Here is a 23,520-nt window from a genome sequence, read left to right as displayed (position 1 = left end):
TCGGCTATTGGCGGGTGCGCACCCATCTTCTGATGCGCGGCACCATGCCCGTGACCTCCTGCCTGGCCGAGCCCTGGTGGGCGACGCCCAATATCCACCTCTGCACCATCCGCGACTTCGTCGAGCTGACGCAGGAGATGGGCATCACCATCGAGCGCGGCCTGGCGGTCGGACGGAGCGGCCGCTGGCGCCGGGTGGCCGGCCGCCTGCCCAACCTTCTCGGCGAGCAGGCAGTGTTCCAGCTCGCCCGGGGTTAGAGGGCGACGTCGAACGAGGCTTCGGTCTTCGCCTCGATCTCGGCCAGGGGTACGCCCTCGGCCACTTCGATCAAGGTCAGGCCGCCGTCGCCATGCTTGTCGATCGTAAAGACGCCGAGGTCGGTGATCACCATGTCGACGACGCGGGTGCCGGTCAGCGGCAGGTTGCAGGCCTTCAGCAGCTTGGGCGAATTGCCGGCCGTGTGTTCCATCACCACCACGACCTTCTTCACCCCGGCGACCAGGTCCATGGCGCCGCCCATGCCCTTCACCATCTTGCCCGGGATCATCCAGTTGGCGAGGTCGCCGTTCTCCGCGACCTGCATGGCGCCCAGGACCGAGAGGTCGATATGGCCGCCGCGGATCATGGCGAAACTGTCGGCCGAGGAGAAGAAGCTCGAATCGGGCAGTTCGGTGATGGTCTGCTTGCCGGCGTTGATCAGGTCCGCGTCCTCTTCACCCTCGAAGGGGAAGGGACCCATGCCCAGCATGCCGTTCTCCGACTGCAGGGTGACATGCACGCCTTCGGGGATGTAGTTGGCGACCAGCGTCGGAATGCCGATGCCGAGGTTCACGTAGAAGCCGTCCTGCAGCTCCTTGGCCGCGCGGGCGGCCATCTGTTCACGGGTCCAAGCCATGGCGGGGCTCCTCAGATCTTCTTCCGGGTCGTGCGCTGCTCGATGCGCTTCTCGTAATTCTCGCCCTTGATGATGCGCTGGACGAAGATGCCGGGCGTGTGGATATGGTCCGGATCGATCGTGCCGGGCTCGACCAGTTGCTCGACCTCGGCCACGGTGACCTTGCCGGCGGTCGCCATCATCGGGTTGAAGTTCCGCGCCGTCTTCCGGTAGACGAGATTGCCGGCGGTATCGCCGCAATGGGCCTTCACGATCGAGAGGTCGGCGACGAGGCCCGTCTCCATCACATAGGTCTCGCCGTTGAAGACGCGGGTTTCCTTGCCCTCGGCCACCAGGGTGCCGACGCCGGTCTTGGTGAAGAAGGCCGGGATGCCGGCGCCGCCGGCACGGCAGCGTTCTGCCAGCGTGCCCTGCGGGTTGAATTCGAGCTCGAGTTCGCCCGAGAGATATTGCTGGGCGAACAGCTTGTTCTCGCCGACATAGGAGCTGATCATCTTGCGGACCTGCCGCGTCTCCAGAAGGACGCCCAGGCCGAAACCGTCGACGCCCGCATTGTTCGAGATGAAGGTGAGGCCCTTCACGCCCGACAGGCGGATGCCGTCGATCAGATTTTCCGGGATGCCGCACAGGCCGAAGCCGCCGGCCATGATGACCATGTCGTCGCGGAGCAGCCCGGCGAGGGCGGTGACCGCATCGGGATAGACCTTTTTGCTCATTGTCGCGCAGTTCCGTTTCTGCCGGGTGACGCAGGGGCAGGCTCGCCCCCCGGGGACAGAATGCAGCGCCGAAAGGATTAGCGCAACGCGGCAGGAACCCGGCGCGATTTCCCTCGACATTGGTCGGGGACTTCGTGCAAACGCGAGATTGAAGGTTGCGAAACGGGCGCTAGTGTGCTGCCTGATGCTTCGTTCTTGCGGGGGCCGACTCCCCGCCTTCCCAGCGTCCTGGAGACCATCATGGCAAAATCCCCCGTCCGCGTTGCAGTGACCGGCGCCGCCGGCCAGATCGCCTATTCGCTGCTGTTCCGCATCGCCAACGGCGACCTTCTCGGCAAGGACACGCCTGTCATCCTTCAGCTTCTCGACCTGCCGCAGGCGCTCAACGCCGTGAACGGCGTCGTCATGGAAATCGAGGACTGCGCCTTCCCGACGCTCGCCGGCGTGGTCATCACCGATGATCCGGAAGTGGCCTTCAAGGATGCCGACGTCGCCATCCTGGTCGGCGCCCGTCCCCGTTCGAAGGGCATGGAGCGCGCCGACCTGCTGGCTGCCAATGCCGCCATCTTCAAGGTCCAGGGCGCGGCCCTGAACAAGGTCGCCTCGCGCGACGTCAAGGTGCTGGTGGTCGGCAATCCGGCCAACACCAACGCCTATATCGCCATGAAGTCGGCGCCCGACCTGCCGGCGAAGAATTTCACCGCCATGCTGCGCCTCGACCACAACCGCGCACTCTCGCAGCTCGCGGCCAAGGCCGGCGTCGCCGTCTCCTCGCTCGAGAAGCTGGCGGTCTGGGGCAATCATTCGCCGACCATGTATGCCGACTATCGCGCCACCACCTCGGGCGGCGTCTCGATCAAGGCGAAGATCAACGACGAAGCCTGGAACCGCGATGTCTTCCTGCCGACCGTCGGCAAGCGCGGCGCCGCCATCATCGAGGCGCGCGGCCTGTCCTCGGCCGCCTCGGCCGCCAATGCCGCGATCGACCACATCCACGACTGGGTGCTGGGCACCAACGGCGGCTGGGTCTCGATGGGCGTGCCCTCCGACGGTTCCTACGGCGTGCCGGAAGGCATCATGTTCGGCATGCCCTGCGTCTGCGAGAACGGCGAATACAAGGTCGTGAAGGGCATCGAGATGGACGACTTCTCGAAGGAGCGCTTCAAGGTCACCCTCGACGAGCTGCTCTCGGAAGCCGAAGGCGTCGCCGACCTGCTGAAGTAAGGCGTTTCCTCTTCGCCCCCCTCGCCCCCCCGCGGGGCGAGGGGGGTTTTCGTTTCGGCTCCACGTGTCTATCCTCGGTGCATGAGCAAGCCCGAAAAGATCACCGTCGATCTGAGCCCAGAGATGGCCGGCGCGCTTCGCCGTGCCGTCGAGTCGGGGGCCTATGCCACGGCCGGCGATGCGGTCGGCGCGGCTCTTCGCGAATGGCGCGAGCGGCGCGAACCGATCGGCTACGATCCGGCCGAACTGGCAGCCCTGGTGGTCGAGTCGATCGCCAGCGGGCCGAGCCCGCATGCCACCATGGACGAGGTCAAGGCCGAGGCACGGCGCCGCCTGGTCCGCGAGGGCCGGTGACTGCTCGGCCGATCGCGCGGACCCGACGTGCCGACGAAGACCTGATCGAGATCTGGCACCATATAGCGATCGACAATCCCGCGGCAGCAGACCGGATGCTCGACGCCATCGAGGCGCGCTGGTTGTTGCTCGCCCGCAACCCCTTTTCGGGGCCGGCCCGGGACGACATCATGCCCGGCGTTCGCCATCTGGTGACGGGGCATTATCTCACGCTCTACCGCGTCACCGAAACAGCGGTCGAGCTTCTGCGCGTCCTGCACGGGCGGCGCGACATGACCGTCGGTCAGATCGAGGAATGAGGACTGCCATGAGCAAGGTCGTGATCATCACGGGCGCCGGTTCCGGCATCGGCCGGGCGACGGCGCTGGCTTTTTCGGCGCGGGGCGACAAGGTGGTGTTGGCCGGACGCCGGGCCGCGGCGCTGGACGAGACGCGCGACCTCTGCCCCTTTCCCGATCTCGTGCTGCCGGTGCCGAGCGATGTCACCAGCGAGAAATCGGTCGCCATGCTGTTTGCCGCAGCAGTGGACACCTTCGGGCGGATCGACGTCCTCTTCAACAATGCCGGGACCTTCGGTGCCAACGGCAGTGTCGACCTGATCGATCCCGCCGAATGGCGCGCCCTCGTGGAGGTCAACCTGACCGGCTCCTTCCTCTGCGCGGCGGAGGCGTTCCGGCGCATGAAGGCGCAGGTGCCCCAGGGCGGGCGGATCATCAACAATGGCTCGATCTCGGCCCACCACCCGAGGCCCTTCTCGGCCGCCTATACGGCGACCAAACATGCCATCACCGGCCTCACCAAGTCGATCTCGCTGGACGGCCGGCCCTTCGGCATCACCTGCGGCCAGATCGACATCGGCAATGCGGCGACGGGCATGACCGGGCAGATGGCGGTGGGGATGCCCCAGGCCGATGGTACGATAAGGCCGGAGCCGCGCATGGATGTCGCCCGCGCGGCCGATGCCGTCGTCTTCATGGCGAGCCAGCCGGCCGAGGCGGACGTGAGCTTCCTGACGATCGCCGCGACAGCCATGCCCTTCGTCGGGCGGGGCTGAGCGGAAAGAAGGCGCCGGCGCTCAGAGCGCGCCGGCGATCTCGTCCAGGATGGCGCGGGCCTTGGCCTCGGGCGCCGGGCTGCGCAGAATGTCGCGGCCGACCACGATATGGTCGGCGCCGGCCTCGATCGCTTCCGCCGGGGTCATCACCCGCTTCTGGTCGTCCTTCGGGCTGTCGGCCGAACGGATGCCGGGGGTGACGATGCGCATATAGGGGCCGAGCAGGGCGCGCAGCTTGGCCGCCTCGAAGCCGGAGGCGATGACGCCGTCGGCCCCCGCTTCCTTGGCCTTGAGCGCGCGGTGCACCACGAGGTCTTCGAGCGGCATGGCAAAGCCCATGTCCTCGATGTCCTTCTGGTCGAGCGAGGTGAGCACGGTGACCGCCAGGATCAGCGGCTTCCGCGCCCCGGCACGCGAGCGCGCCTCGACCGCGGCGCGCACGATCGGGGCATCGCCCGTCACGGTCAGGAATGCCGTGCCGGTGCGGGCGATATTGGTGGTTGCATTGCCCACGGTCGCCGCGATGTCGGTCAGCTTGGCGTCGAGGAAGACCTTCTTGCCGAGCCGGAACAATTCGGCGACCACCGAGAGACCGCCGCCGAAGACCTGCTGCAGGCCCAGCTTGTAGAACACCACCGTGTCGCCCAGCGCCGCCACGATATTGCGCGCCTGGATGACGTTGGGGACATCCAGGGCGACAATCAGGCGTTCGCGCAGCGGCACGTCGAGGCGAGGAAGGGCCTGTTGGGGAAGGGCCACGTCGTCGCTCACACGTTCAGCAGTAGATGTTCTCGTTCCCATGCCGAAATCACCTGTTGATAGGCGTCGTGTTCCGCCTGTTTCACTTCCATGAGCAGGGTGACGAAATCCTCGCCCAGGACCTCGCTCAGCTCGTCGGCGCCCTTGAGCTTGTTCAGGGCATCCGGCAGGTAGCGGGGCAAGGCGAATTTGCGGCTGTAAGCACTGCCGCTGATCGGATCAGTCGGCTCCAATTGGTTTATCATACCGAGATAGCCGCACGCCAGTGACGCTGCGATGACGAGATAGGGATTCGCATCCGCCCCCGGCACCCGGTTTTCGACCCGGCGGGCTTCCGGGCCCGATTCCGGCACGCGAAGCCCGGCCGTGCGGTTTTCCCGCGCCCAATGCAGGTTGATCGGCGCCGACATGAAGCGGGTCAGGCGGCGATAGGAATTCACGTTGGGCGCGATCAGCGGCATGGCCGCCGGCAGGAACTTCTGCAGGCCGGCGATATGGGAGAGGAACAGCGGCGTGTCGTTGCCGTCCGCGTCCGAGAACAGGTTGCGCCCGGTCTTGATGTCGACGATCGACTGGTGCAGATGCATGGCGCTGCCCGGCTCTTCCGAATAGGGCTTGGCCATGAAGGTCGCATAGACGCCGTGGCGCATCGCCGCCTGGCGCACCGTGCGCTTGAACAGAAAGGCCTGGTCGGCCATCGACATCGGATCGGCGTGGTTGAAGTTGATCTCGCACTGGGCGCGGCCGGCCTCGTGGATCAGCGTATCGACGTCTAGTTCCTGCGCCTCGCAGTACTGATAGACGTCCTCGAAGATCGGGTCGAATTCATTGACCGCATCGATGCCGTAGGACTGGCTGCCGGTCTCGGCCCGGCCGGAGCGGCCTACCGGCGGCTGCAGCGGATAGTCGGGATCGACGTTCTTGGCGCAGAGATAGAATTCCAGTTCCGGCGCCACGATCGCCTTCCAGCCCCGTTCGGCATAGAGGTCGATCACCCGGCGCAGCACCTGGCGTGGCGCGATCGCAACCGGCTTGCCGTCGCGGTAGAAGCAGTCGTTGATCACCTGGGCGGTCGGATCGTCGTACCAGGGCACGAGCGAGAGCGTGTCCGGATCGGGCTTCAGGACGACGTCCGGCTCGGTCGGGTCGGTCACTTCGCTGTCGATGAAATCGCCGGTCACGGTCTGGGAGAAGATCGATTCCGGCAGGCGCAGCGAATTGTCGGTCTGGCTCTTCAGGAATTTCGAGGTCGGCAGGATCTTGCCGCGGGCGACGCCGGAAATATCCGGGACCAGGCATTCCACTTCCGTGATGTGCCGCTCGCGCAGCCAAGTCTCGAGCTGTGACATGAACCCTATCCCCTCCGCGGCCGGGACGCATACTGCCGGGCCGCCTCGCCGAATGCCTCGAAGAGCCGCATCGACACCGGATTTTCCAGCGCACGCCACTCCGGATGCCACTGTACAGCAATGACGAGGCCCGGCGCATCCGGCGCGGTGACGGCTTCGATCGTGCCGTCCGGCGCCACCGCTTCGACCGCGAGGCCGGGGGCGACACGGTCGATCGCCTGGGAATGCAGCGAATTCACCTCGAATTCGGTAAGCCCCGTGAGGCGGGCGAGCAGGCCGCCCGGGGTCACCGTCACCTTGTGGGCGGGGCCGTATTTGACCGCGATCGGCTCGCCCTCCGGCGCCCGGTGGTCGAGCCGGCCGGGCAGTTCCTGGACATGCTGGAAGAGCGTGCCCCCCAGCGTCACATTGAGTTCCTGATGGCCGCGGCAGATCGCGAAGACCGGCATGCCGCGCGCGATCGCGGCGGCGATCAGGGGCAGGGTGGTGGCGTCGCGCTGCTCGTCGTGCAGGGTGCCGGGTCGGCTCGCCTCGCCCTGGTAGCGGGCGGGATGCACGTTCGAGGGGCTGCCGGTCACCAGCAATCCGTCGACGGCCCCCAGCACCACCTCGAGGTCGAGGGGCACGGGCAGGCTCGGGATCAAGAGGGGCAGGCAGCCGGCGGCCTCGGCCACGGCGGCAATGTATTTTTCGCCGACGACATTGAAGGGATGGCCTTCGATGACGCGGGCACAGGCGGGAACGCCGACGATGGGTGTGATGCTGCGGGTCATGGGGAAACCGCTAGCACGGCCCGGCGCGCGGGGTAAACAGCGTCTTTCCGCCGCGCTCGGCTGCCCCGCGCCGGCCGCAAACCTCATATCGGCCGGCTTGCGCCGGCCTTAAGACTCACATCGGCCGGGCGTCGAAACTCTCGGCCTGCGCCATGGCCCAGCTCGAGCCGTAGAAGCGGCTGTCGATCCTGCCGTCCAGGAGCGCACCCGGCGCGAGCGCGTAGTTGATCTGCGAGAACAGGCGGATCTCGCCGGAGGAGACACGCCGCGCCAAGTGGTGCGGCCCGAGCTTCGAGGGATGGTCGAGGCCGGCGGCGGCCAGCATCTCGGCCAGCGCGCGCAGGGTGTTGCGGTGGAAGTTGTAGACCCGTTCCGCCTTGTCCGGCACCACCAGGGCGCGCTGGCGCACCTGGTCCTGGGTCGCGACGCCGGTCGGGCAGCGGTTGGTGTGGCAGGCCTGCGACTGGATGCAGCCGACCGCGAACATGAAGCCGCGCGCCGCATTGGCCCAGTCGGCGCCGAGCGCCAGTAGGCGCGCGATATCGAAGCCGGAGACGATCTTGCCGGCGACGCCGAGCTTCACCTTGTCGCGGAGGCCCGCGCCGATCAGCGTGTTGTGGACGAACAGCAGGCCTTCCCGCAGAGGCACGCCCAGATGGTCGGTGAATTCGACCGGGGCGGCGCCGGTGCCGCCTTCCTTGCCGTCGACCACGATGAAATCGGGCGTGACGCCGGTCTCCAGCATCGCCTTCACGATGCCCATGAATTCCCAGGGGTGGCCGATGCACAGCTTGAAGCCGACCGGCTTGCCGTCCGACAGTTCGCGCAGCTTGGCAATGAACTGCATCATCTCGACCGGGGTCGAGAAGGCGGAATGGCGGGCCGGCGAGATGCAGTCCTTGCCGATCGGGACGCCGCGGGCCTCGGCGATCTCGGGGCTCACCTTGTGGGCCGGCAGGATGCCGCCGTGGCCCGGCTTGGCGCCCTGGCTCATCTTGATCTCGATCATCTTGACCTGGGGATCGCGCGCCTGCCTGGCGAATTTCTCCGGGTCGAAGCGGCCGTCCTCGGTGCGGCAGCCGAAATAGCCGCTGCCCAGTTCCCAGACGAGGTCGCCGCCGTTCTCGCGGTGATAGGGGCTGATCGAGCCTTCGCCGGTGTCATGGGCGAAATTGCCCATCTTGGCCCCGCGGTTGAGGGCGCGGATCGCATTGGCGCTGAGCGCGCCGAAGCTCATGGCCGATATGTTGAAGACCGAGATCGAATAGGGCTGCCTGCACTGTGGCCCACCCACGGTGACGCGGAACTTGCCGGGATCGGCCAGCGGCGCCGGGCGCAGCGAATGGGAGATGAATTCGTAGCCGTCGTCATAGACGTCGGAGAGCGTGCCGAAGGGCCGTTCGCTGATCTCGTTCTTGGCCCGGGCATAGACCAGGCTCCGCTGGGCGCGCGAGAAGGGCACCTTGTCGCGGTCGTCTTCCAGCAGGTACTGGCGGATTTCGGGGCGGATCGCCTCGAACATGTAGCGCAGGTGGCCGATGACCGGATAATTGCGCAGCACGGCATGACGCGGCTGCCACAGGTCGTAGACGCCGAGCGCCACCAGGATCCAGGCCACCAACGATGCGAGGTCGAGCCAGGCCGAAGTGCCGATGTAGGGCAGCGAGAAGACCGCGAAGGCGATACAGATGCCGAATGCCAGGTAACGGCCGGTCATGGACCAGAGATTGACGTTCGGCATCCCTTCGGCTCCCCCGCTGGCGGCGCGCGCATGGGAGCACAACCGCTCCGCCGAGAAAAGCGCGGGTCGGTGACAGGTGCTGAAATTTCGCCGCGTTCCCTGCGACGAAGGGCTGTCTTGCCGGCCTCCGCGCCGCCGCTAATCTGTTGCCGAGGGGCCTGAGATTTCAACCAGGGGTGCTGGAGATGAGGACGATCGTCTTCTTCCTGATCGGTGTCGGTCTCATGGCCTGGGGCCGGAGCGAAATCCACGATGTCATCCGCGGTCTCGGCTTTCCGATGGATCCCCTGCCTTTCATCCTCGTGCTGGTCGCCGCCTCGGCCGTGGCGCTCGACCACATGCTCGGCGCGGGTGCGCCGGGCCGGGCTGTGGTCCCGGGCGGCGGTCGGCTCGCCACACTGGCCATCGGCGCGGCCGTGGTCGGCATCGCCGTCCTGGCCCGCATGGAGGAGGACACCCTGGGCGGCCTGTTCCGCAGCCTCGGCCTCACTGTCGATCCGACGGTGACCATCTTCGTGGTGGCGGCTCTCGTCGCGGTCGGGCTCGACAGTTGGCTGAAACTCCGGCGCCGCGGGGCTGGTGCCTGATCTGTCGCGGATCTTGGCGATGATCGCGATGTTCGGAATCGGCGCGATGCTCTAGAGTCTCCCCATGAAGCTCGTCATCGCGATCATCAAGCCCTTCAAGCTGGAACCCGTCCGTGCCGCGCTGGAGCCGCTCGGGGTGCGCGGCATGACAGTGACCGAGGCGATCGGCTTCGGCCGCTCCCACGGCCATACCGAAATCTACCGTTCGGCCGAATATCAGATCGCCTTCGTGCCCAAGCTCCGGATCGACATCGCGGTCGACGACGAGCGGCTGGCCGACGTGCTCGAGGCGCTCGAGCGCACGGCCCGCACGGGTAAGCTCGGCGACGGCAAGCTCTTCGTCCTCGAACTCGTCGACGCTTGCCGCGTGCGCACTTCCGAGCGGGGCGAAGCGGCGATCTGAACCCGCGCTGGACCCCCATTGTTTGGGGGCGGCTGCACGTGTAGCCTCCAGTTGTTGATTCGTTCCCGTGCCGGCTCCGCCGGCCGCCAGCCTATGAGGTCCCCATGGCCCAAGCGGCCGGAACGTCGTCCGAAGTGCGCGCCAGCCGCCTGCTGCCCAACGGGCTGGCCCGGGCGATGGGGGCTCGCGTGGTCGAATTCGCCGGCCTCGGACTCTTCGTGGGGGCGACCGTGCTCGGCCTCGCCCTGGTCTCCTATTCGCCGGGCGACGCCAGCCTGAATGTCGAGACCGATGCGCCGACTCGCAACCTGATCGGCCTGCCCGGCGCCTATGTCGCCGATTTCGCGATCCAGTGGCTCGGCATCGCCGCCGGGCTGATGCCGCTGCTGCTCGGCGCCTGGGCTTGGCGCCTGTTCTCCCATCGCGGGCTCAGGCTGTGGTGGCTCAATCTGGCCCTGGCCCCTGTCGGCTTGGCGCTCGGCGCCGCAGCGGTCAACGGCTTTACGGTCGGTTCCGGCTGGCCGCTGCGCAGCGGGCTCGGCGGCATGGTCGGCGCCGTCGTGGCGCCTTGGGCTCAACGCATGTTGGGCAAGGTCGGCCTCTCGCTCGATGGCGGCGGGCTCTCCTTCGTGCTCGTCCTGCTCTGCCTCATGGTCCTGGTCACGGCCATGGGCCTCAGCCTGGGCGAATGGCGCGCACTCGGTCGCGGCGCCGCAAGGGCCGGCCGCGCCGGGCGGGACGGCACGCGCTGGATTGCCGGGATCGCCGCCCGCCTGCACCCCAGGCCCGGCGCACCGCCCGAACTCCGCCTGAAACGGAGCGACGACGAGGTGGAGGCGGCGGCCCCGCCGCGTCCCGCCCGTGCCGCTCGCTCCCGCCAGGAACCCCGCTTCACCCGGCGCGAGGAAGCAGCGGAGGCCCCTGCGACGCCTGCCGCGGGCGAGATTGCGACCCCCGCCGCGACCGACAGCCGCCGCATCGTCGAGACCCCGGCCAAGACGCCCAAGCCCGGCAAGCGCGCGGTCGAGGAAAGCCAGGCCGCCCTCGACCTCGGCCCGGCCGACCAGCACCAGCTCCCCCCGCTCTCCCTGTTGAAGCCCGCGCCCAAGCGCGAGGCGGCGGCGGTCGACGAGGCGGCCCTGGAAACCAACGCCCGGCTGCTCGAATCCGTGCTCGACGATTTCGGCGTGCGCGGCCATATCGTGAAGGTGCGCCCCGGCCCGGTGGTCACGCTCTATGAACTCGAGCCGGCGCCGGGCACCAAGTCCGCCCGGGTGATCGGCCTCGCCGACGACATCGCCCGTTCCATGAGCGCTATTTCGGCCCGCGTCTCGGTGGTGCCCGGGCGGAATGCGATCGGCATCGAACTGCCCAACGCCAAACGCGAGACGGTGTGGCTCTCCGAGATCCTGTCGTCGCAGGAATACGAGAAGACGGCTTCGGCCTTGACACTGGCCCTCGGCAAGGACATCGGCGGTGCGCCGGTGGTGGCCGATCTGTCGCGCATGCCGCATCTGCTGGTCGCCGGTACGACGGGTTCCGGTAAGTCGGTCGCGGTCAACACCATGATCCTGTCGCTGCTCTACCGGCTGCCGCCGGACCAGTGCAAGCTGATCATGGTCGATCCCAAGATGCTCGAACTCTCGGTCTACGAGGGCATTCCCCATCTGCTGGCACCCGTGGTGACCGAGCCGGGCAAGGCCGTGGTGGCGCTGAAATGGGCGGTCCGCGAGATGGAGGAGCGCTATCGCAAGATGTCGCGCCTCGGCGTCCGCAACATCGCCGGCTACAACGCCCGCATCGCCGAAGCCAGGGCCAAGGGCGAGGAATTGAAACGCACGGTGCAGACCGGCTTCGAGCCCTCGACCGGCAAGCCGATCTTCGAGGAACAGGCGATCGCGCTCGAGGCGCTGCCCTTCATCGTCATCATCGTCGACGAATTCGCCGACCTGATGATGGTCGCCGGCAAGGACATCGAAGGGGCGATCCAGCGCCTGGCCCAGATGGCACGCGCCGCCGGTATGCACCTGATCCTGGCGACCCAGCGGCCTTCGGTCGACGTCATCACCGGCACGATCAAGGCCAATTTCCCGACCCGCATCTCGTTCCAGGTCACTTCCAAGATCGACAGCCGCACGATCCTGGGCGAACAGGGCGCCGAACAGCTGCTCGGCCAGGGCGACATGCTCTATATGGCGGGCGGCGGCCGCATCACCCGCGTGCACGGTCCCTTCTGCTCCGACCAGGAAGTGGAAGCCGTGATCGCCTTCCTGAAGGCCCAGGGCGAGCCGGACTATATCGACGCCGTGACCGAGGAGCCGGAGGGCATGGAGGCGCTCGAAGGCGGTGCCGCCGGCGCCTCGACCGGCGACGACCTCTACGACCAGGCGGTCGCCCTGGTGGCGCGCGAGGGCAAGGCCTCGACCAGCTTCATCCAGCGCCACCTGCAGATCGGCTACAACCGCGCTGCCCGCATCATCGAGCAGATGGAAGACGCCGGCATCGTCGGCAAGCCGAACCATGTCGGCAAACGTGAAGTCTTGATCAACGAAGCGGGCGAGCGGGTCCTCTGACCCCGCCCGGCGAGTGAATGATGAGTACCGACAGCCTCCTGACCGAAATCCTCGCCGAACTCCGCGCGCTGCGCGCTGAAGTGCAGGCCCTCGACGCCAAGCTCGACCGCCTGCGGGTGGAGAGAGACAGCGACTCTGACGACGAAATCCTGCCGCCCGACGACACCGACGGGATGTAGAGGCCGATAGGCTCCCCCTATCGTCATGGCCGTGCTCGACACGGCCATCCACGAGAACACCACGCCGGGCCGAGAGACGTGGATCGCCGGGTCAAGCCCGGCGATGACGGAGAGTCTCTATCCCGCCGCGTAAATTCCCTTGTAGGTCTCGCGCAGCAGGTTCTTCTGGACCTTGCCCATGGTGTTGCGCGGCAGGTCGTCGACGAAGAGCACCGCCTTCGGCTGCTTGAACTTGGCCAGCCGCTCGGCGAGGGCGGCGAGCACGCCCGCTTCGTCCAGGGTGGCACCGGGCTTCCGCACCACGACGGCGGTGACGCCTTCGCCGAAATCGGGATGCGGCACGCCGATCACGGCGCTCTCGACGACGCCGGGCAGGGCGTCGATCTCGCCCTCGACTTCCTTCGGATAGACGTTGAAGCCGCCCGAGATCACCAAGTCCTTGCCGCGGCCGACGATATGGACGTAACCGCGCGCGTCGATCCGGCCGAGGTCGCCGGTGATGAAATAGCCGTCGGCGCGGAATTCCGCCTTGGTCTTTTCCGGCATCCGCCAATAGCCCTGGAAGACGTTCGGCCCCTTCACCTCGATCATGCCGATGGCGCCGGCCTCGACCGGTGCGCCCGTCTCCGGCTCGACCACGCGGAGCGAGACGCCGGGCAGGGGGAAGCCGACGGTGCCCGGCACGCGGTCGCCGTCATAGGGGTTCGAGGTGTTCATGTTGGTTTCGGTCATGCCGTAGCGCTCGAGAATGGCATGGCCGGTGCGGGCTTCGAAGTCGCGGTGGGTCTCCGCCAGCAGGGGGGCGGAGCCGGAAATGAACAGGCGCATGGAAGCGCTGGCTTCCCGCGTCAGGCCCGGCTGGGCCAGGAGGCGGGTATAGAAGGTCGGCACGCCCATCAGGCAGGTCGCCTTCGCCATCAGCGCGATCACTTCGGCCGGATCGAAGCGCGGCAGGAAGAACATCGAGGCGCCGGCGCAGAGGATCACATTGGTCGCAACGAAGAGCCCGTGGGTATGGAAGATCGGCAGGGCGTGGATCAGCACGTCCTTCGAGGTGAAGCGCCAATAGTCGACCAGCATCTCGGCATTGGAGGCGAGATTGTCGTGGCTCAGCATCGCCCCCTTGGAACGCCCGGTGGTGCCGGAGGTGTAGAGGATGGCGGCGAGATCGGCCGGCCCGCGCGAAACCGTGCGGAATTCGGGATCGGCATGGGCGGCGAGGCGTGGCAGGCTGCCTTCGCCGCTCGGTCCCAGGGTTTCCAGCCTCGCGTGATGGGCCGCGGCCACGGGCGCCAGGGCGGCGGCTTTGGCAGGGTCGACCACCAGCAGGGCGGGTTCGGCATCGCCGACGAAATAATCGACCTCGGCCGCGGTATAGCCGGTGTTCAAGGGCAGGATGACGGCCCCCACACGCACACAGGCGAGATAGAGCAGCAGGGCATCGACGCTCTTCTCGACCTGGACCGCGACCCGGTCGCCCGGCTTCACGCCGATCCCGGCCAGGACATTGGCGATCCGGCCGGACAGCGGCTTCAGTTCGCCGTAGCTGACGCCCGGCCCCGGTCCCGCCTGGATGAAGGGCGTCCCGGGCGCGGGCGCGCCCGCGGTCAGGCGGTCGAACAGGTGATTGGCCATCATTTCCCCCCGCCGCCGGCCCCGCTGCGCCGGCGCGACAGGCGAAGCGCACCGAGACCCAGGCGCTCGCCCATGCTGCGTCCGGCCGCGTCCTCGCCGGCCGGCGGCAGCGCCAGCAGGGAGCGGACCTCGTCGGAGGCGACCACTTCGCCCCGTGTCGCCAGAGCTTCGTGATTCGCCTCGATGTCGGCGAGATCATAGAGGTAGTTGACCATCAGGCCATGGGACTGGCGCATTCCGTTCATCGAGCGGTCGCCCAGCGGGTTCACCCTTTCGAGCCGGGCACCATTGCCGAGGTGGAAGCGCGCCACCGGATCGACCACGCGGCCCTCCTTGCTACGCGCCTTCAGGAAATAATGGGCGGCGCCGCGCGCCAGCACGCGGTTCACCGCTTCCGCCGTCTCGCCGTTCAGTGCCCAGTCGGCCCGGTCGAGGGCTTGGAGGACGGCGCGCTCGTCGGCCGTCGGGAAAGTTTCCGGATCCTCGGCCGGCGCTTCGGTCCGGCGGGCGTCGAGCCAGCGGGCGAAGCCCGGTGCCGGCGACAGGGTGACGAAAGTGGTCAGCGACGGCAGTTCGCGGTGCAGGTCCTCGACCACCTGCTTGATCAGGAAATTGCCGAAGGAGATGCCGCGGAGCCCTTCCTGGCAGTTGGAGATCGAATAGAAGACGGCGGTGGTGGCCGTCGCCGGGTCGATCGGGTCCCGCTGTTCGGCCAGCACCTGGTCGATCGCCGAAGGGATCTCGCGGGTCAGTGCCACTTCGACGAAGATCAGCGGATCGTCCACCAGCTGGGGATGGAAAAAGGCATAGAGCCGCCGGTCGGGCGGTGCCAGGCGGCGGCGCAATTCGTCCCAGTCGTGGATCCGGTGCACCGCCTCATAGGCGATGATGCGCTCCAGGATATTGGCCGGCGTCGACCAGTCGATCCGCTGCAAGACCAGGAAGCCGCGGTTGAACCAGCTCGAGAAGAGATGGACGAAATCCTGGTCGAGCGCGTCGAGTGCCGGGTCCTGCTTCAGGATGGTCAGGAGATGGGCGCGCATGGCGACCAGCATGGCGACCCCGCCGGGCGCCAGGTTGAGCCGGCGCAGCACTTCCTGGCGCCGGGGTTCGGCGGCCCGGGACAGGGCGGCGATGGTGGCCGGCGAGGGTTCCTGGTGGTAGCGGGTGATCGCCGCTTCCAGGGCATCGAGCCGGGGGCCGTAGGCGCGCGCCAGCATGAGCAGGAAGTCGCGCTTGCCGTCCTCGTCCGCGGCCTGCCAGAGCGACAGGATCTCGCGCGCCCGGGCGACGCCGGAGGCTTCGCCCCGGCCCGTCAGCAGGGCATCCACGCGCGGCCCGAAATCCGGCCGCTTCGGCCCCGACAGGGCGAGTGTGTCGCGCCCGCCGAAAACCTCGCGGCTGCGGTTCGTGATCGTCTCCAGCAGGCCGGAAAAAAAGCCCGAAGTGCTCATGACGGTCTCCCTCACTGGGGCAGGCCGCCAGGATGCGGCGGCCGGGTCCCGATCTCAAGACAATGGTGGCTTGCGGCCCTTGTTCCAAGTGGGGCGGGAACGGGCCGGCGCGGCCGGGGTTCCTTATTTCAGGCGGCGGCCTTGCTTTGGCCGTCTTGCCGTACCACTTTGGCGCCCATGATTTCGGTACCCCTGTCGACTGCCATGACCGACCGTGCTTTGAACCGCCGCGGGCTGCTCGCCCTCGGTCTCGCCGCGCTCGCCTTCGCCCCGCGGGCGATGGCCGCCACCCTGACCACCCGCGACAAGGGCGACGTCGCCCGCGTCGAAGCGCTGTTCAACGGCATCCGTACCCTGGAAGCGCGCTTCACCCAGGTCGATTCCAACGGCGGCATGGCGCAGGGCAAACTCTTCCTGCAACGCCCCGGCCGGCTCCGCTTCGAATATGAAGCGCCGACCCAGCTCCTCATCGTCGCCGACGGCACCTGGCTCATCGTCTTCGACAAGGAGATCAAGCAGGTCGACCGTTATCCCCTCTACCGCACCCCGCTCGGCGTCCTGGTGCGGGACAAGGTGAGTTTCGCCGACGGCCTCGAAGTGACCGAGGTGCTGCGCGACAGCCAGGCCTTCGGCATCTCGATGATCGCGCCCGACCGCAAGGACGACGGCAAGCTGACCCTGGTCTTCACGGAGAATCCCTTCGAGTTCCGCCAGTGGCAGGTGCTGGATGCCCAGGGCATCAACACCGTGGTGACGCTCGACGACATGAAGCAGGGCGGCAGCTTCGATCCCAAGATCTTCACCTTCGACGATCCGCCGGGCGCCACCGCCAACCGCCACGACAAATAGGCGGCTTTTCGTCGTCTCCTTGGACGTTGGCGCCGCCGCCTCGCCGTGTATAGTCCGCCGCACGAACAAGCGGAGGATCCAAGTGGTGAACGAAGTCTATATCGTTTCGGGCGTGCGCACGGCGATCGGCACTTTCGGCGGCTCGCTGAAGGACAAGAGCCCGGGCGAACTGGCGACGGCCGTCACGGTCGAGGCCCTGAAGCGCGCCGGCCTGGCGCCCGAGACGATCGGCCATGTGGTGTTCGGCCAGGTCGTGCAGACCGAGCCGGCGGATATGTATCTGGCCCGCGTCGCCGGCGTGAACGCCGGCATTCCCGTCGAAACCCCGGCCTTCACCCTGAACCGCCTGTGCGGCTCGGGCCTGCAGGCGATCATTTCGGCGGCCCAGGGCATCGCCCTCGGCGACTATGACGTCGCGGTCGCCGGTGGCGCCGAAGTGATGAGCCGCGCCCCGCATCAGGTTTCGGGTGGGCGCTTCGGCACCAAGATGGGCGACGTCGCCATGCGCGACATGCTGAACGGCGCCCTGACCGATCCCTTCAACCGCGTGCTGATGGGCATCACGGCCGAGAATGTGGCGGAACGCCACGCCGTCTCGCGCGACGACCAGGATGCGCTCGCCCTCGAATCCCATCGCCGCGCGGCCAATGCCGTGAAGGCCGGTTATTTCAAGGACCAGATCCTGCCGATCGAAGTGAAGGTGAAGGGCAAGCCCGTCGCCTTCGACACCGACGAGCATTTCCGTCCCGACGCCAAGCCGGAGGATTTCACCAGCCTGCGTCCCGTCTTCAAGAAGGATGGTTCGGTCACCGCCGGCAATGCCTCCGGCATCAACGACGCCGCGGCGGCGGTGACCCTCGCGTCCAAGGCGGCGGTCGAGCGCCTGGGCCTGAAGCCGCTGGCGCGCCTGGTCGCTTACGCCCATGCCGGCGTGGAGCCGCTCTACATGGGGATCGGCCCGGTGCCGGCGACCCGTGCGGCGCTGGCCCGTGCCGGGCTGATGACCGGCGACCTCGACGTGGTCGAGTCGAACGAAGCCTTCGCCGCCCAGGCTTGCGCCGTGACCAAGGAGCTGGGCCTCGACCCGGCCAAGGTCAATCCGAACGGCTCGGGCATTTCGCTCGGCCATCCGGTCGGCGCCACCGGTGCCATGAACACCGTGAAGACGGTCTATGAACTGCAGCGCACGGGCGGCCGCTACGGCCTGATCACCATGTGCATCGGCGGCGGCCAGGGCATCGCCGCCATCGTCGAACGGGTCTGAGCCTCACGCCTTCGGGGGCTCAGCCCCCGAAGGCGAAGCCCTGCGGCGTGAAGGTCACCTGCAGGTCGCGCCAGGCGTCATATTTCGCGATCGGCAGATTCTTGAACGGACTGCATTTGTAGAAGGCTCGGTAAGCCGAGTCTGCGAAGGCATTGCTGGTCCACGGCGACTTGACCACGAAAACGGGCTGGCCGATCAGTGACCCGGTCTGGTCGAGCTGGACGCGCCAGGTGACCGACATCTTGTCGAACCCGGCCATGCCGGCGTCGACGCGCCAGCATTGGGCGAGCTGGGCGATGATCAAGCCCTTTTCCGAATTGCTCAGGGGCTCGTTCGGCCGGTTGCTGTTCGTCGTCTCGCGGTTCGGCTTGTCCGACTCGCGGGCGTTGGCGGGCGGCGGGGCGCCCGGCTTGGTGTCCGAATGGTCGTTCAGCAGGGCGTCGAGGTCGTTCAGGTCGAGCGCCTTCTCGTCGCGCGGCTTGGCGGGCTTGGCCGGTTTCTGCGGCTGCGGCTTGTCGGGCGCCGGCTTGGCCGGAGTCGGCTTCTCGGGCTCCTTCGGCTTTTCGGGGGCCGGCGGCTTTTCCGGTTCCTTGGGCTTCTCGGGCACGGGCTTGGCCGGTGCCGGTTCCGGCACTTCGCTCTTCACCGGATCGGGCGGCGGCACGTTCTGGGCGACCTGGGGCGGCGACGGCTTGGTCTGGGCCACCGGGGGGGCCACCGGCTTGGACTCGGGCGCCGGGGTCGGCGGCGTCGGCGCGGGCGGGGTCGGCGGCGAGGACGGCGGCGGTGCCGCTTCGTGCAGCGTCTCTGCCGGCGGCAGAGGTTTCGTCGTGGCGGCGGGCGGGATCGGCGTCTTGGCGCGGAGCGGCGGCGGCGGATTGGCCCGGTCGCTGAAGACATCGACGATCTCGACCGAGATCGGCTCCACGTCCGGCAGGGGCTGGGCGAACTGGGGCAGGCCGAAGACCAGAAGGGCAATCAGCAGCAGATGGAAAATGCCGGAAGCGATTGCACCCTGGCGCATGATCGAGACGAGCCTTCTGGTCCTAACGCATTACAATCATTTGGCCGGCGGCAGGGCGATCAGCGCCACCTTGGTGAAGCCGGCGGCCTTGATCAGGCCCATGGTCTCCATCACCTTGCCGTAGTTGATGGCCTGGTCGCCGCGGACATAGATCCGGGTTTCCGGCCCGCCCTTGGCGGCGGCCTGGAGCTCCGCCACCAGGTTGGTGGGCGAGACCTGCTTGTCGCCGATGAAGATCTGGCCCTGGCCGTCGACCGAGACGATCACTGGCTTGTCGTTCTGCGGCAGCGTATCGGCCTGGGTGGTGGGCAGGTCGACCGGCACGCCCACGGTCAAGAGCGGCGCCGCCACCATGAAGACGATCAGCAGCACCAGCATGACGTCGACCATCGGCGTCACGTTGATCTGGCTCATCATCTGCTGGCGATTGCGGCCCGAGCGCCGCCCGCCGCCGCCGAGGGAAGCGCCCATGGCTCAGTGCCTCCGTTCGTCGAGCTGGCGCGAGAGAATGGCCGAGAATTCATCGGCGAAACTCTCGAGCCGGCCCTGGAAACGGCCGACGTCGGACGACAGCTTGTTGTAGGCGATCACGGCCGGGATGGCGGCGACCAGGCCGAGTGCCGTAGCGAAGAGCGCTTCCGCGATACCCGGTGCCACCACGTTGAGCGAGGTGTTCTTGGAGACCGCGATCGACGAGAAGGAATTCATGATGCCCCAGACCGTGCCGAACAGGCCGACGAAGGGCGCCGTCGAACCGACGGTGGCGAGGAAGCCGAGGTAGCGCTCCAGCCCGTCCAGCTCGCGATTGAGGGCGACGCGCATGACCTTGGAGATGCGTTCCTGCAGCCCGGTCGCCAGCGCCGCGGCCGGGGTCGCCAGGCGGTCGGTGGCGCGACGCCATTCGCGCATGGCGGCGACGAAGATGAGCGCGAGGGGATGATCCGGGCGGCCGTTGATCCGCTCGTAGAGATCGTCGATCGAATTGCCGGACCAGAAGGCTTCCTCGAACTGGTCGGCCTGGGTCTGCACCCGGCGCAGCCGGCGCAGCTTGTCGATGATGATGGCCCAGGACCAGAAGGAGGCGAGCAGAAGCAGCACCACGACCAGCTTCACCACCCAGTCGGCCTGCATGAAGAGGCCGAGGATCGACATGTCGGGCGCGGTCGCCCCACCCAGTCCGGTTGCCGCAATATCGCCGACCGGCGCGGTCAAGGCCGAAGACGCAGTATCAGGATTCATCGTCGTTTCCCGTCAAACGGACTGTTCTTGGATCTCGAAGGGGGCAAAAGCGTGGCGAACCGCCTCGGGAAAGCGGCGCGCGCGGCCGTTCCGGTCGAGGCAGGCAATTCGGACCGTCGCCTGTGTCATGATTTCAACACCCCGGCGCACGATCTGGATCGACTCCATCGAGGCGCCCTTGAGCACCTTGAGCCGGGTCTCGACGACCAGGCAGTCGTCCAGGCGGGCAGGGCGGGCATAATCGATGTCGATCCGCTTCACGACGAACGCGAGGGGGTCGTCCCCTTCCATCATGGTCACCTGATCGATACCGATGAGCCGGGCAAAATCGGAACGCGCCCGCTCCATGAACTTGAGATAATTCGCATGATAAACGATGCCGCCGGCATCCGTATCTTCGAAGAATACCCGAATGGGCAGCCAATGTGCCCCCTCGATCAGGCGACCCTGCTCCGGCTGCAACGCATCGTAGTCAGGCATCGTCCTCTCCGAGCAGGGGCAGTTGCGCGATGTCGGTCCGTTCCGGCACCGCCAGTCCCAGGTGGCGGAAGGCGGCCTGGGTCAGCATCCGCCCCCGCGGCGTCCGCTGCAGGAGGCCCTGCTGGATCAGATAGGGCTCGATGATCTCCTCGATCGCGTCGCGCGGTTCGGACAGGGCGGCCGCCATGGTCTCGACCCCCACGGGGCCGCCGCCATAGTCGCGCGCGATGGCCGAGAGATAGCGGTGGTCCATGGCGTCCAGCCCGCGCTCGTCCACTTCGAGGCGGGTCAGGGCGGCGTCGGCCACCTTGGCATCGATCGTCGGGGCCTTGGCGACCAGGGCGAAGTCGCGCACCCGGCGCAAGAGGCGGCCGGCGATGCGGGGCGTGCCGCGGGCGCGGCGGGCGATCTCGCGCGCACCGTCCACCGTCATCTCGACGTTGAGGATATGGGCGCCCCGGCGCACGATCAGTTCGAGCTCATCGACCTCGTAGAAATTGAGCCGGACCGGAATGCCGAAACGGTCGCGCAAGGGCGTGGTCAACAGGCCGGAGCGGGTGGTGGCGCCGACCAGGGTGAAGGGCGGCAGATCGATCTTCACCGAACGCGCCGCCGGCCCTTCGCCGATCATGAGGTCGAGCTGGTAATCCTCCATCGCCGGATAGAGCACTTCCTCGACCGCCGGGTTGAGGCGGTGGATCTCGTCGATGAAGAGGACGTCGCGCGGCTCGAGATTGGTCAGCAGGGCGGCGAGGTCGCCGGCCCGGGCGATCACCGGGCCGGAGGTCGACTTGAAGCCGACGCCGAGTTCACGCGCCATGATCTGGGCCAGCGTGGTCTTGCCGAGGCCGGGTGGCCCGAAGAAGAGGACGTGATCGAGGGCATCGCCCCGCACCCGCGCCGCCTCGATGAAGACCTTGAGGTTCTCCCGCGCCTTGGCTTGGCCGACGAAATCGACGAGCCGGGTCGGGCGCAGGCTCGCCTCGAGGATGTCTTCCTCGCGCCGGGCACTGGAAACCACGCGCTCGCCGCTCACCGCGCCAGTTCCTTGAGGCCGCCGCGGATCAGGGCGGAGAGTTCGGCGTCCTCACCCAGCTTGGCGGCGGCGGCCGAGACCGCGCTGGAGGCTTCGATCGGCTTGTAACCGAGGTTGATCAGGGCAGAGACCGCTTCGGCGGCGGCACTCTTCACCGCCGGCACCGCGGCGGCAGGGATGGCCGCGGCGGGCACGAAGGCGCCGCCGGCGATGGAACCGACCTTGTCCTTCAATTCGTTGACCAGACGGAGCGCCAGCTTGGGCCCGACGCCGGAGGCCTTGCCCAGCACCGCCTTGTCGCCGAGGGTGACGGCCCGCGACAATTCCTCGGGGCTGAGCGCGTCGAGCAGGGCGAGCGCCACCTTGGCGCCGACGCCCTGCACGGTCTGCAAGAGGCGGAACCAGTCCCGTTCCGCCTTGTCGAGAAAGCCGAACAGGCGGAGCGAATCCTCCCGCATCTGGGTCTCGATCACCAGGGCGACCGCCTCGCCGATCGCGGGCAGCCGGCGCAGGGTGCGCGCCGAGCAGGTGGCGACATAGCCGACGCCGCCGCAATCGACCATGGCCCAGTCTTCCCCGGTCTCGTCCAGCCGGCCGGCGAGCTTGCCGATCATGGCCGCGCCCCCGCCGCAATGAGGCCGCGGGAAAAGGCTTTGGCGCTGGCCGCGTGATGGGCGTGGCAGATCGCGACCGCGAGGGCGTCGGCGGCATCCGGCCCGGTGATCTCCACCGTGGGCAGCAGGACCTTCACCATGTGGTGGATCTGGCCCTTGTCGGCATGGCCGGCGCCGACCACGGATTTCTTGATGTGGTTCGGGGTATATTCGGCGACCGCGAGGCCGGCCAGCGCCGGGGCCAGCAGGACGACGCCGCGCACCTGGCCGAGCTTCAGGGTCGAGGCCGGGTTCTTGTTGACGAAAGTCTCCTCGACCGCCGCGGCCTCGGGCCGGTAGCGCTCGATCACCGCCTGGACGCCCTCGAAGATCTGGCGCAGCCGGGTGGCGAGATCATCCGCTGCATTCGAGGTGACGGTGCCGTTGGCGACGGGCGACAGGCGCGAGCCCACGGCCTCGATCACGCCCCAGCCGGTGCGCTGAAGTCCTGGATCGAGGCCGATGAGACGCATCCCTTTGCCGTTCAGGCCGACAGACGGGCCATGATGTCGTCGGAAACCTCGAAGTTCGTGTAGACGTTCTGCACGTCGTCATTGTCTTCGAGGGCGTCGATCATCTTGAGCAGGCTGCGCGCCGTATCCTCGTCCACGGGCGAGGTCACATTCGGCTTGAACACCAGCTTGGCGCCGTCGGCCGGGCCGAATTTCTCTTCCAGCGCATCGCGAACGGTACCCAGGTCCTCGTTCGAGGTCAGGATCTCGTGGCCGTCCTCGGACGAGACACAGTCTTCGGCGCCGGCTTCGATCGCGGCTTCCAGCATGGCGTCGGCGCCCGCGATTTCCGCCTTGTAGTTGATCTGGCCGACATGGCTGAACATATGCGAGACCGCGCCGGTCGAGCCGAGATTGCCGCCGAACTTGGTGAAGATCGAGCGGACTTCGGAGGCGGTGCGGTTGCGGTTGTCGGTCAGGCCTTCGACGATGATGGCGACGCCCGACGGGCCGTAACCCTCGTAACGCACTTCTTCGTAGTTCTCGGCGTCGCCGCCCAGCGCCTTCTTGATCGCGCGGTCGATATTGTCCTTCGGCATGTTCTCGGCACGGGCCGCGATGATCGCGGCGCGCAGGCGCGGGTTCATGTTGGGGTCGGGCAGGCCCATCTTGGCCGCCACGGTGATTTCGCGCGCGAGCTTCGAAAAGATCTTGGACCGCTTGGCGTCCTGCGCGCCCTTGCGGTGCATGATGTTCTTGAACTGGGAATGGCCTGCCATGTTCTCTACTCCAGGGGCCGGAAGGACCGTCGCCCCGATCTAGCCGTG

27 protein-coding genes are annotated in these 23,520 nt (G+C 67.6%); 11 read left to right on the top strand and 16 right to left on the bottom strand.

Annotated elements, in window-relative coordinates; all coding sequences use genetic code 11:
- Nucleotides 1-257 (top strand): methionine biosynthesis protein MetW (locus WC493_RS08400; protein ID WP_373064497.1); only part of this gene is annotated, 257 nt, incomplete at its 5' end.
- Here WC493_RS08400 and WC493_RS08395 read toward each other — a convergent pair.
- Nucleotides 254-895 carry a 3-oxoacid CoA-transferase subunit B gene (locus WC493_RS08395; protein ID WP_373064495.1) on the bottom strand — a complete coding sequence of 214 codons (642 nt, stop codon included), beginning with the start codon at nt 893-895 and terminating at the stop codon, nt 254-256. The genes WC493_RS08400 and WC493_RS08395 overlap by 4 nt on opposite strands.
- A gap of 11 nt (nt 896-906) precedes the next feature.
- Nucleotides 907-1,611, bottom strand: coding sequence for a CoA transferase subunit A (locus WC493_RS08390; protein WP_373064493.1), 705 nt, complete (start codon nt 1,609-1,611; stop codon nt 907-909).
- Nucleotides 1,612-1,851: 240 nt separating this feature from the next.
- On the opposite strand from WC493_RS08390, the gene WC493_RS08385 reads away from it, so the two are divergent.
- From WC493_RS08385 to WC493_RS08370, 4 genes are all read left to right on the top strand, one after another.
- The gene (locus WC493_RS08385; protein WP_373064491.1) at nt 1,852-2,835 is read left to right on the top strand and encodes a malate dehydrogenase; all 984 of its coding nucleotides are present in this window, start codon (nt 1,852-1,854) and stop codon (nt 2,833-2,835) included.
- Between the two features lie 81 nt (nt 2,836-2,916).
- Nucleotides 2,917-3,189: a type II toxin-antitoxin system ParD family antitoxin gene (locus WC493_RS08380; RefSeq protein WP_373064489.1), complete on the top strand. Its 273-nt coding sequence runs from the start codon at nt 2,917-2,919 to the stop codon at nt 3,187-3,189.
- The gene (locus tag WC493_RS08375) at nt 3,186-3,488 is read left to right on the top strand and encodes a type II toxin-antitoxin system RelE/ParE family toxin (protein WP_373064487.1); all 303 of its coding nucleotides are present in this window, start codon (nt 3,186-3,188) and stop codon (nt 3,486-3,488) included. The genes WC493_RS08380 and WC493_RS08375 overlap by 4 nt, the downstream gene beginning before the upstream one ends.
- A gap of 8 nt (nt 3,489-3,496) precedes the next feature.
- Nucleotides 3,497-4,243, top strand: a complete 747-nt coding sequence (locus WC493_RS08370; protein ID WP_373064485.1) for an SDR family oxidoreductase — start codon at nt 3,497-3,499, stop codon at nt 4,241-4,243.
- 21 nt (nt 4,244-4,264) lie between these two features.
- Here WC493_RS08370 and pyrF read toward each other — a convergent pair whose 3' ends face one another.
- From pyrF to WC493_RS08350, 4 genes are all read right to left on the bottom strand, one after another.
- Entirely contained in the window at nt 4,265-5,002 is a 738-nt protein-coding gene (gene pyrF, locus WC493_RS08365) for an orotidine-5'-phosphate decarboxylase (RefSeq protein WP_373064483.1), read from the bottom strand.
- A gap of 8 nt (nt 5,003-5,010) precedes the next feature.
- On the bottom strand, nt 5,011-6,351 hold the full coding sequence (locus tag WC493_RS08360) for a glutamine synthetase family protein (RefSeq protein ID WP_373064481.1): 1,341 nt from the start codon (nt 6,349-6,351) through the stop codon (nt 5,011-5,013).
- A gap of 5 nt (nt 6,352-6,356) precedes the next feature.
- The gene (locus tag WC493_RS08355; protein ID WP_373064479.1) at nt 6,357-7,124 is read right to left on the bottom strand and encodes a gamma-glutamyl-gamma-aminobutyrate hydrolase family protein; all 768 of its coding nucleotides are present in this window, start codon (nt 7,122-7,124) and stop codon (nt 6,357-6,359) included.
- A 115-nt stretch (nt 7,125-7,239) separates the two neighbouring features.
- Entirely contained in the window at nt 7,240-8,865 is a 1,626-nt protein-coding gene (locus tag WC493_RS08350; protein WP_373064477.1) for an FMN-binding glutamate synthase family protein, read from the bottom strand.
- A 185-nt stretch (nt 8,866-9,050) separates the two neighbouring features.
- Between WC493_RS08350 and WC493_RS08345 the strand changes: the two genes are divergently transcribed.
- The 4 genes from WC493_RS08345 (at nt 9,051) to WC493_RS08330 (ending at nt 12,607) form a co-directional block, all read left to right on the top strand.
- Complete coding sequence (locus tag WC493_RS08345; protein WP_373064475.1) at nt 9,051-9,452, top strand: hypothetical protein; 402 nt, start codon at nt 9,051-9,053, stop codon at nt 9,450-9,452.
- Nucleotides 9,453-9,516: 64 nt separating this feature from the next.
- The gene (locus WC493_RS08340) at nt 9,517-9,855 is read left to right on the top strand and encodes a P-II family nitrogen regulator (protein ID WP_373064473.1); all 339 of its coding nucleotides are present in this window, start codon (nt 9,517-9,519) and stop codon (nt 9,853-9,855) included.
- A 104-nt stretch (nt 9,856-9,959) separates the two neighbouring features.
- Nucleotides 9,960-12,428, top strand: coding sequence for a DNA translocase FtsK (locus tag WC493_RS08335; RefSeq protein ID WP_373064471.1), 2,469 nt, complete (start codon nt 9,960-9,962; stop codon nt 12,426-12,428).
- A 20-nt stretch (nt 12,429-12,448) separates the two neighbouring features.
- On the top strand, nt 12,449-12,607 hold the full coding sequence (locus WC493_RS08330; RefSeq protein ID WP_373064469.1) for a hypothetical protein: 159 nt from the start codon (nt 12,449-12,451) through the stop codon (nt 12,605-12,607).
- Nucleotides 12,608-12,724: 117 nt separating this feature from the next.
- Here WC493_RS08330 and WC493_RS08325 read toward each other — a convergent pair whose 3' ends face one another.
- Nucleotides 12,725-14,242, bottom strand: coding sequence for a malonyl-CoA synthase (locus tag WC493_RS08325; protein WP_373064499.1), 1,518 nt, complete (start codon nt 14,240-14,242; stop codon nt 12,725-12,727).
- Entirely contained in the window at nt 14,242-15,696 is a 1,455-nt protein-coding gene (locus tag WC493_RS08320; protein WP_373064467.1) for a malonyl-CoA decarboxylase, read from the bottom strand. Before WC493_RS08320 ends, WC493_RS08325 begins: the two co-directional genes overlap by 1 nt.
- 204 nt (nt 15,697-15,900) lie before the next feature.
- Between WC493_RS08320 and WC493_RS08315 the strand changes: the two genes are divergently transcribed.
- Complete coding sequence (locus WC493_RS08315) at nt 15,901-16,545, top strand: outer membrane lipoprotein carrier protein LolA (RefSeq protein WP_373064465.1); 645 nt, start codon at nt 15,901-15,903, stop codon at nt 16,543-16,545.
- An 82-nt stretch (nt 16,546-16,627) separates the two neighbouring features.
- Nucleotides 16,628-17,809 (top strand): acetyl-CoA C-acyltransferase family protein, encoded by a 1,182-nt coding sequence (locus tag WC493_RS08310; protein WP_373064463.1) that lies wholly within the window; start codon nt 16,628-16,630, stop codon nt 17,807-17,809.
- Nucleotides 17,810-17,828: 19 nt separating this feature from the next.
- On the opposite strand, the gene WC493_RS08305 is transcribed toward WC493_RS08310, so the two are convergent.
- From WC493_RS08305 to WC493_RS08270, 8 genes are read right to left on the bottom strand one after another with little or no spacing between them, the layout of a single operon-like run.
- The gene (locus WC493_RS08305; RefSeq protein WP_373064461.1) at nt 17,829-18,833 is read right to left on the bottom strand and encodes a hypothetical protein; all 1,005 of its coding nucleotides are present in this window, start codon (nt 18,831-18,833) and stop codon (nt 17,829-17,831) included.
- Between the two features lie 36 nt (nt 18,834-18,869).
- A complete protein-coding gene (tolR, locus tag WC493_RS08300) occupies nt 18,870-19,304 on the bottom strand; it encodes a protein TolR (RefSeq protein ID WP_373064459.1) in 435 nt (144 codons plus the stop codon).
- A gap of 3 nt (nt 19,305-19,307) precedes the next feature.
- Complete coding sequence (gene tolQ / locus WC493_RS08295) at nt 19,308-20,072, bottom strand: protein TolQ (protein ID WP_373064457.1); 765 nt, start codon at nt 20,070-20,072, stop codon at nt 19,308-19,310.
- A gap of 12 nt (nt 20,073-20,084) precedes the next feature.
- A complete protein-coding gene (gene ybgC, locus WC493_RS08290; RefSeq protein ID WP_373064455.1) occupies nt 20,085-20,552 on the bottom strand; it encodes a tol-pal system-associated acyl-CoA thioesterase in 468 nt (155 codons plus the stop codon).
- Nucleotides 20,545-21,588 (bottom strand): Holliday junction branch migration DNA helicase RuvB, encoded by a 1,044-nt coding sequence (gene ruvB / locus WC493_RS08285; RefSeq protein ID WP_373064453.1) that lies wholly within the window; start codon nt 21,586-21,588, stop codon nt 20,545-20,547. The genes ybgC and ruvB overlap by 8 nt, the downstream gene beginning before the upstream one ends.
- A complete protein-coding gene (ruvA, locus tag WC493_RS08280; protein WP_373064451.1) occupies nt 21,585-22,202 on the bottom strand; it encodes a Holliday junction branch migration protein RuvA in 618 nt (205 codons plus the stop codon). The genes ruvB and ruvA overlap by 4 nt, the downstream gene beginning before the upstream one ends.
- Nucleotides 22,199-22,714 carry a crossover junction endodeoxyribonuclease RuvC gene (gene ruvC / locus WC493_RS08275; RefSeq protein ID WP_373064449.1) on the bottom strand — a complete coding sequence of 172 codons (516 nt, stop codon included), beginning with the start codon at nt 22,712-22,714 and terminating at the stop codon, nt 22,199-22,201. Before ruvC ends, ruvA begins: the two co-directional genes overlap by 4 nt.
- An 11-nt stretch (nt 22,715-22,725) precedes the next feature.
- On the bottom strand, nt 22,726-23,472 hold the full coding sequence (locus WC493_RS08270; protein WP_373064447.1) for a YebC/PmpR family DNA-binding transcriptional regulator: 747 nt from the start codon (nt 23,470-23,472) through the stop codon (nt 22,726-22,728).
- Nucleotides 23,473-23,520 lie beyond the last annotated feature (48 nt).

Origin of the sequence: Zavarzinia sp. (assembly GCF_041650655.1) — a bacterium.
In the GTDB taxonomy this organism is placed as follows: Bacteria; Pseudomonadota; Alphaproteobacteria; order Zavarziniales; family Zavarziniaceae; genus Zavarzinia.
The sequence above is the reverse complement of the archived record's forward strand: the minus strand, read 5'-3'. Positions and strand labels throughout refer to the sequence as shown.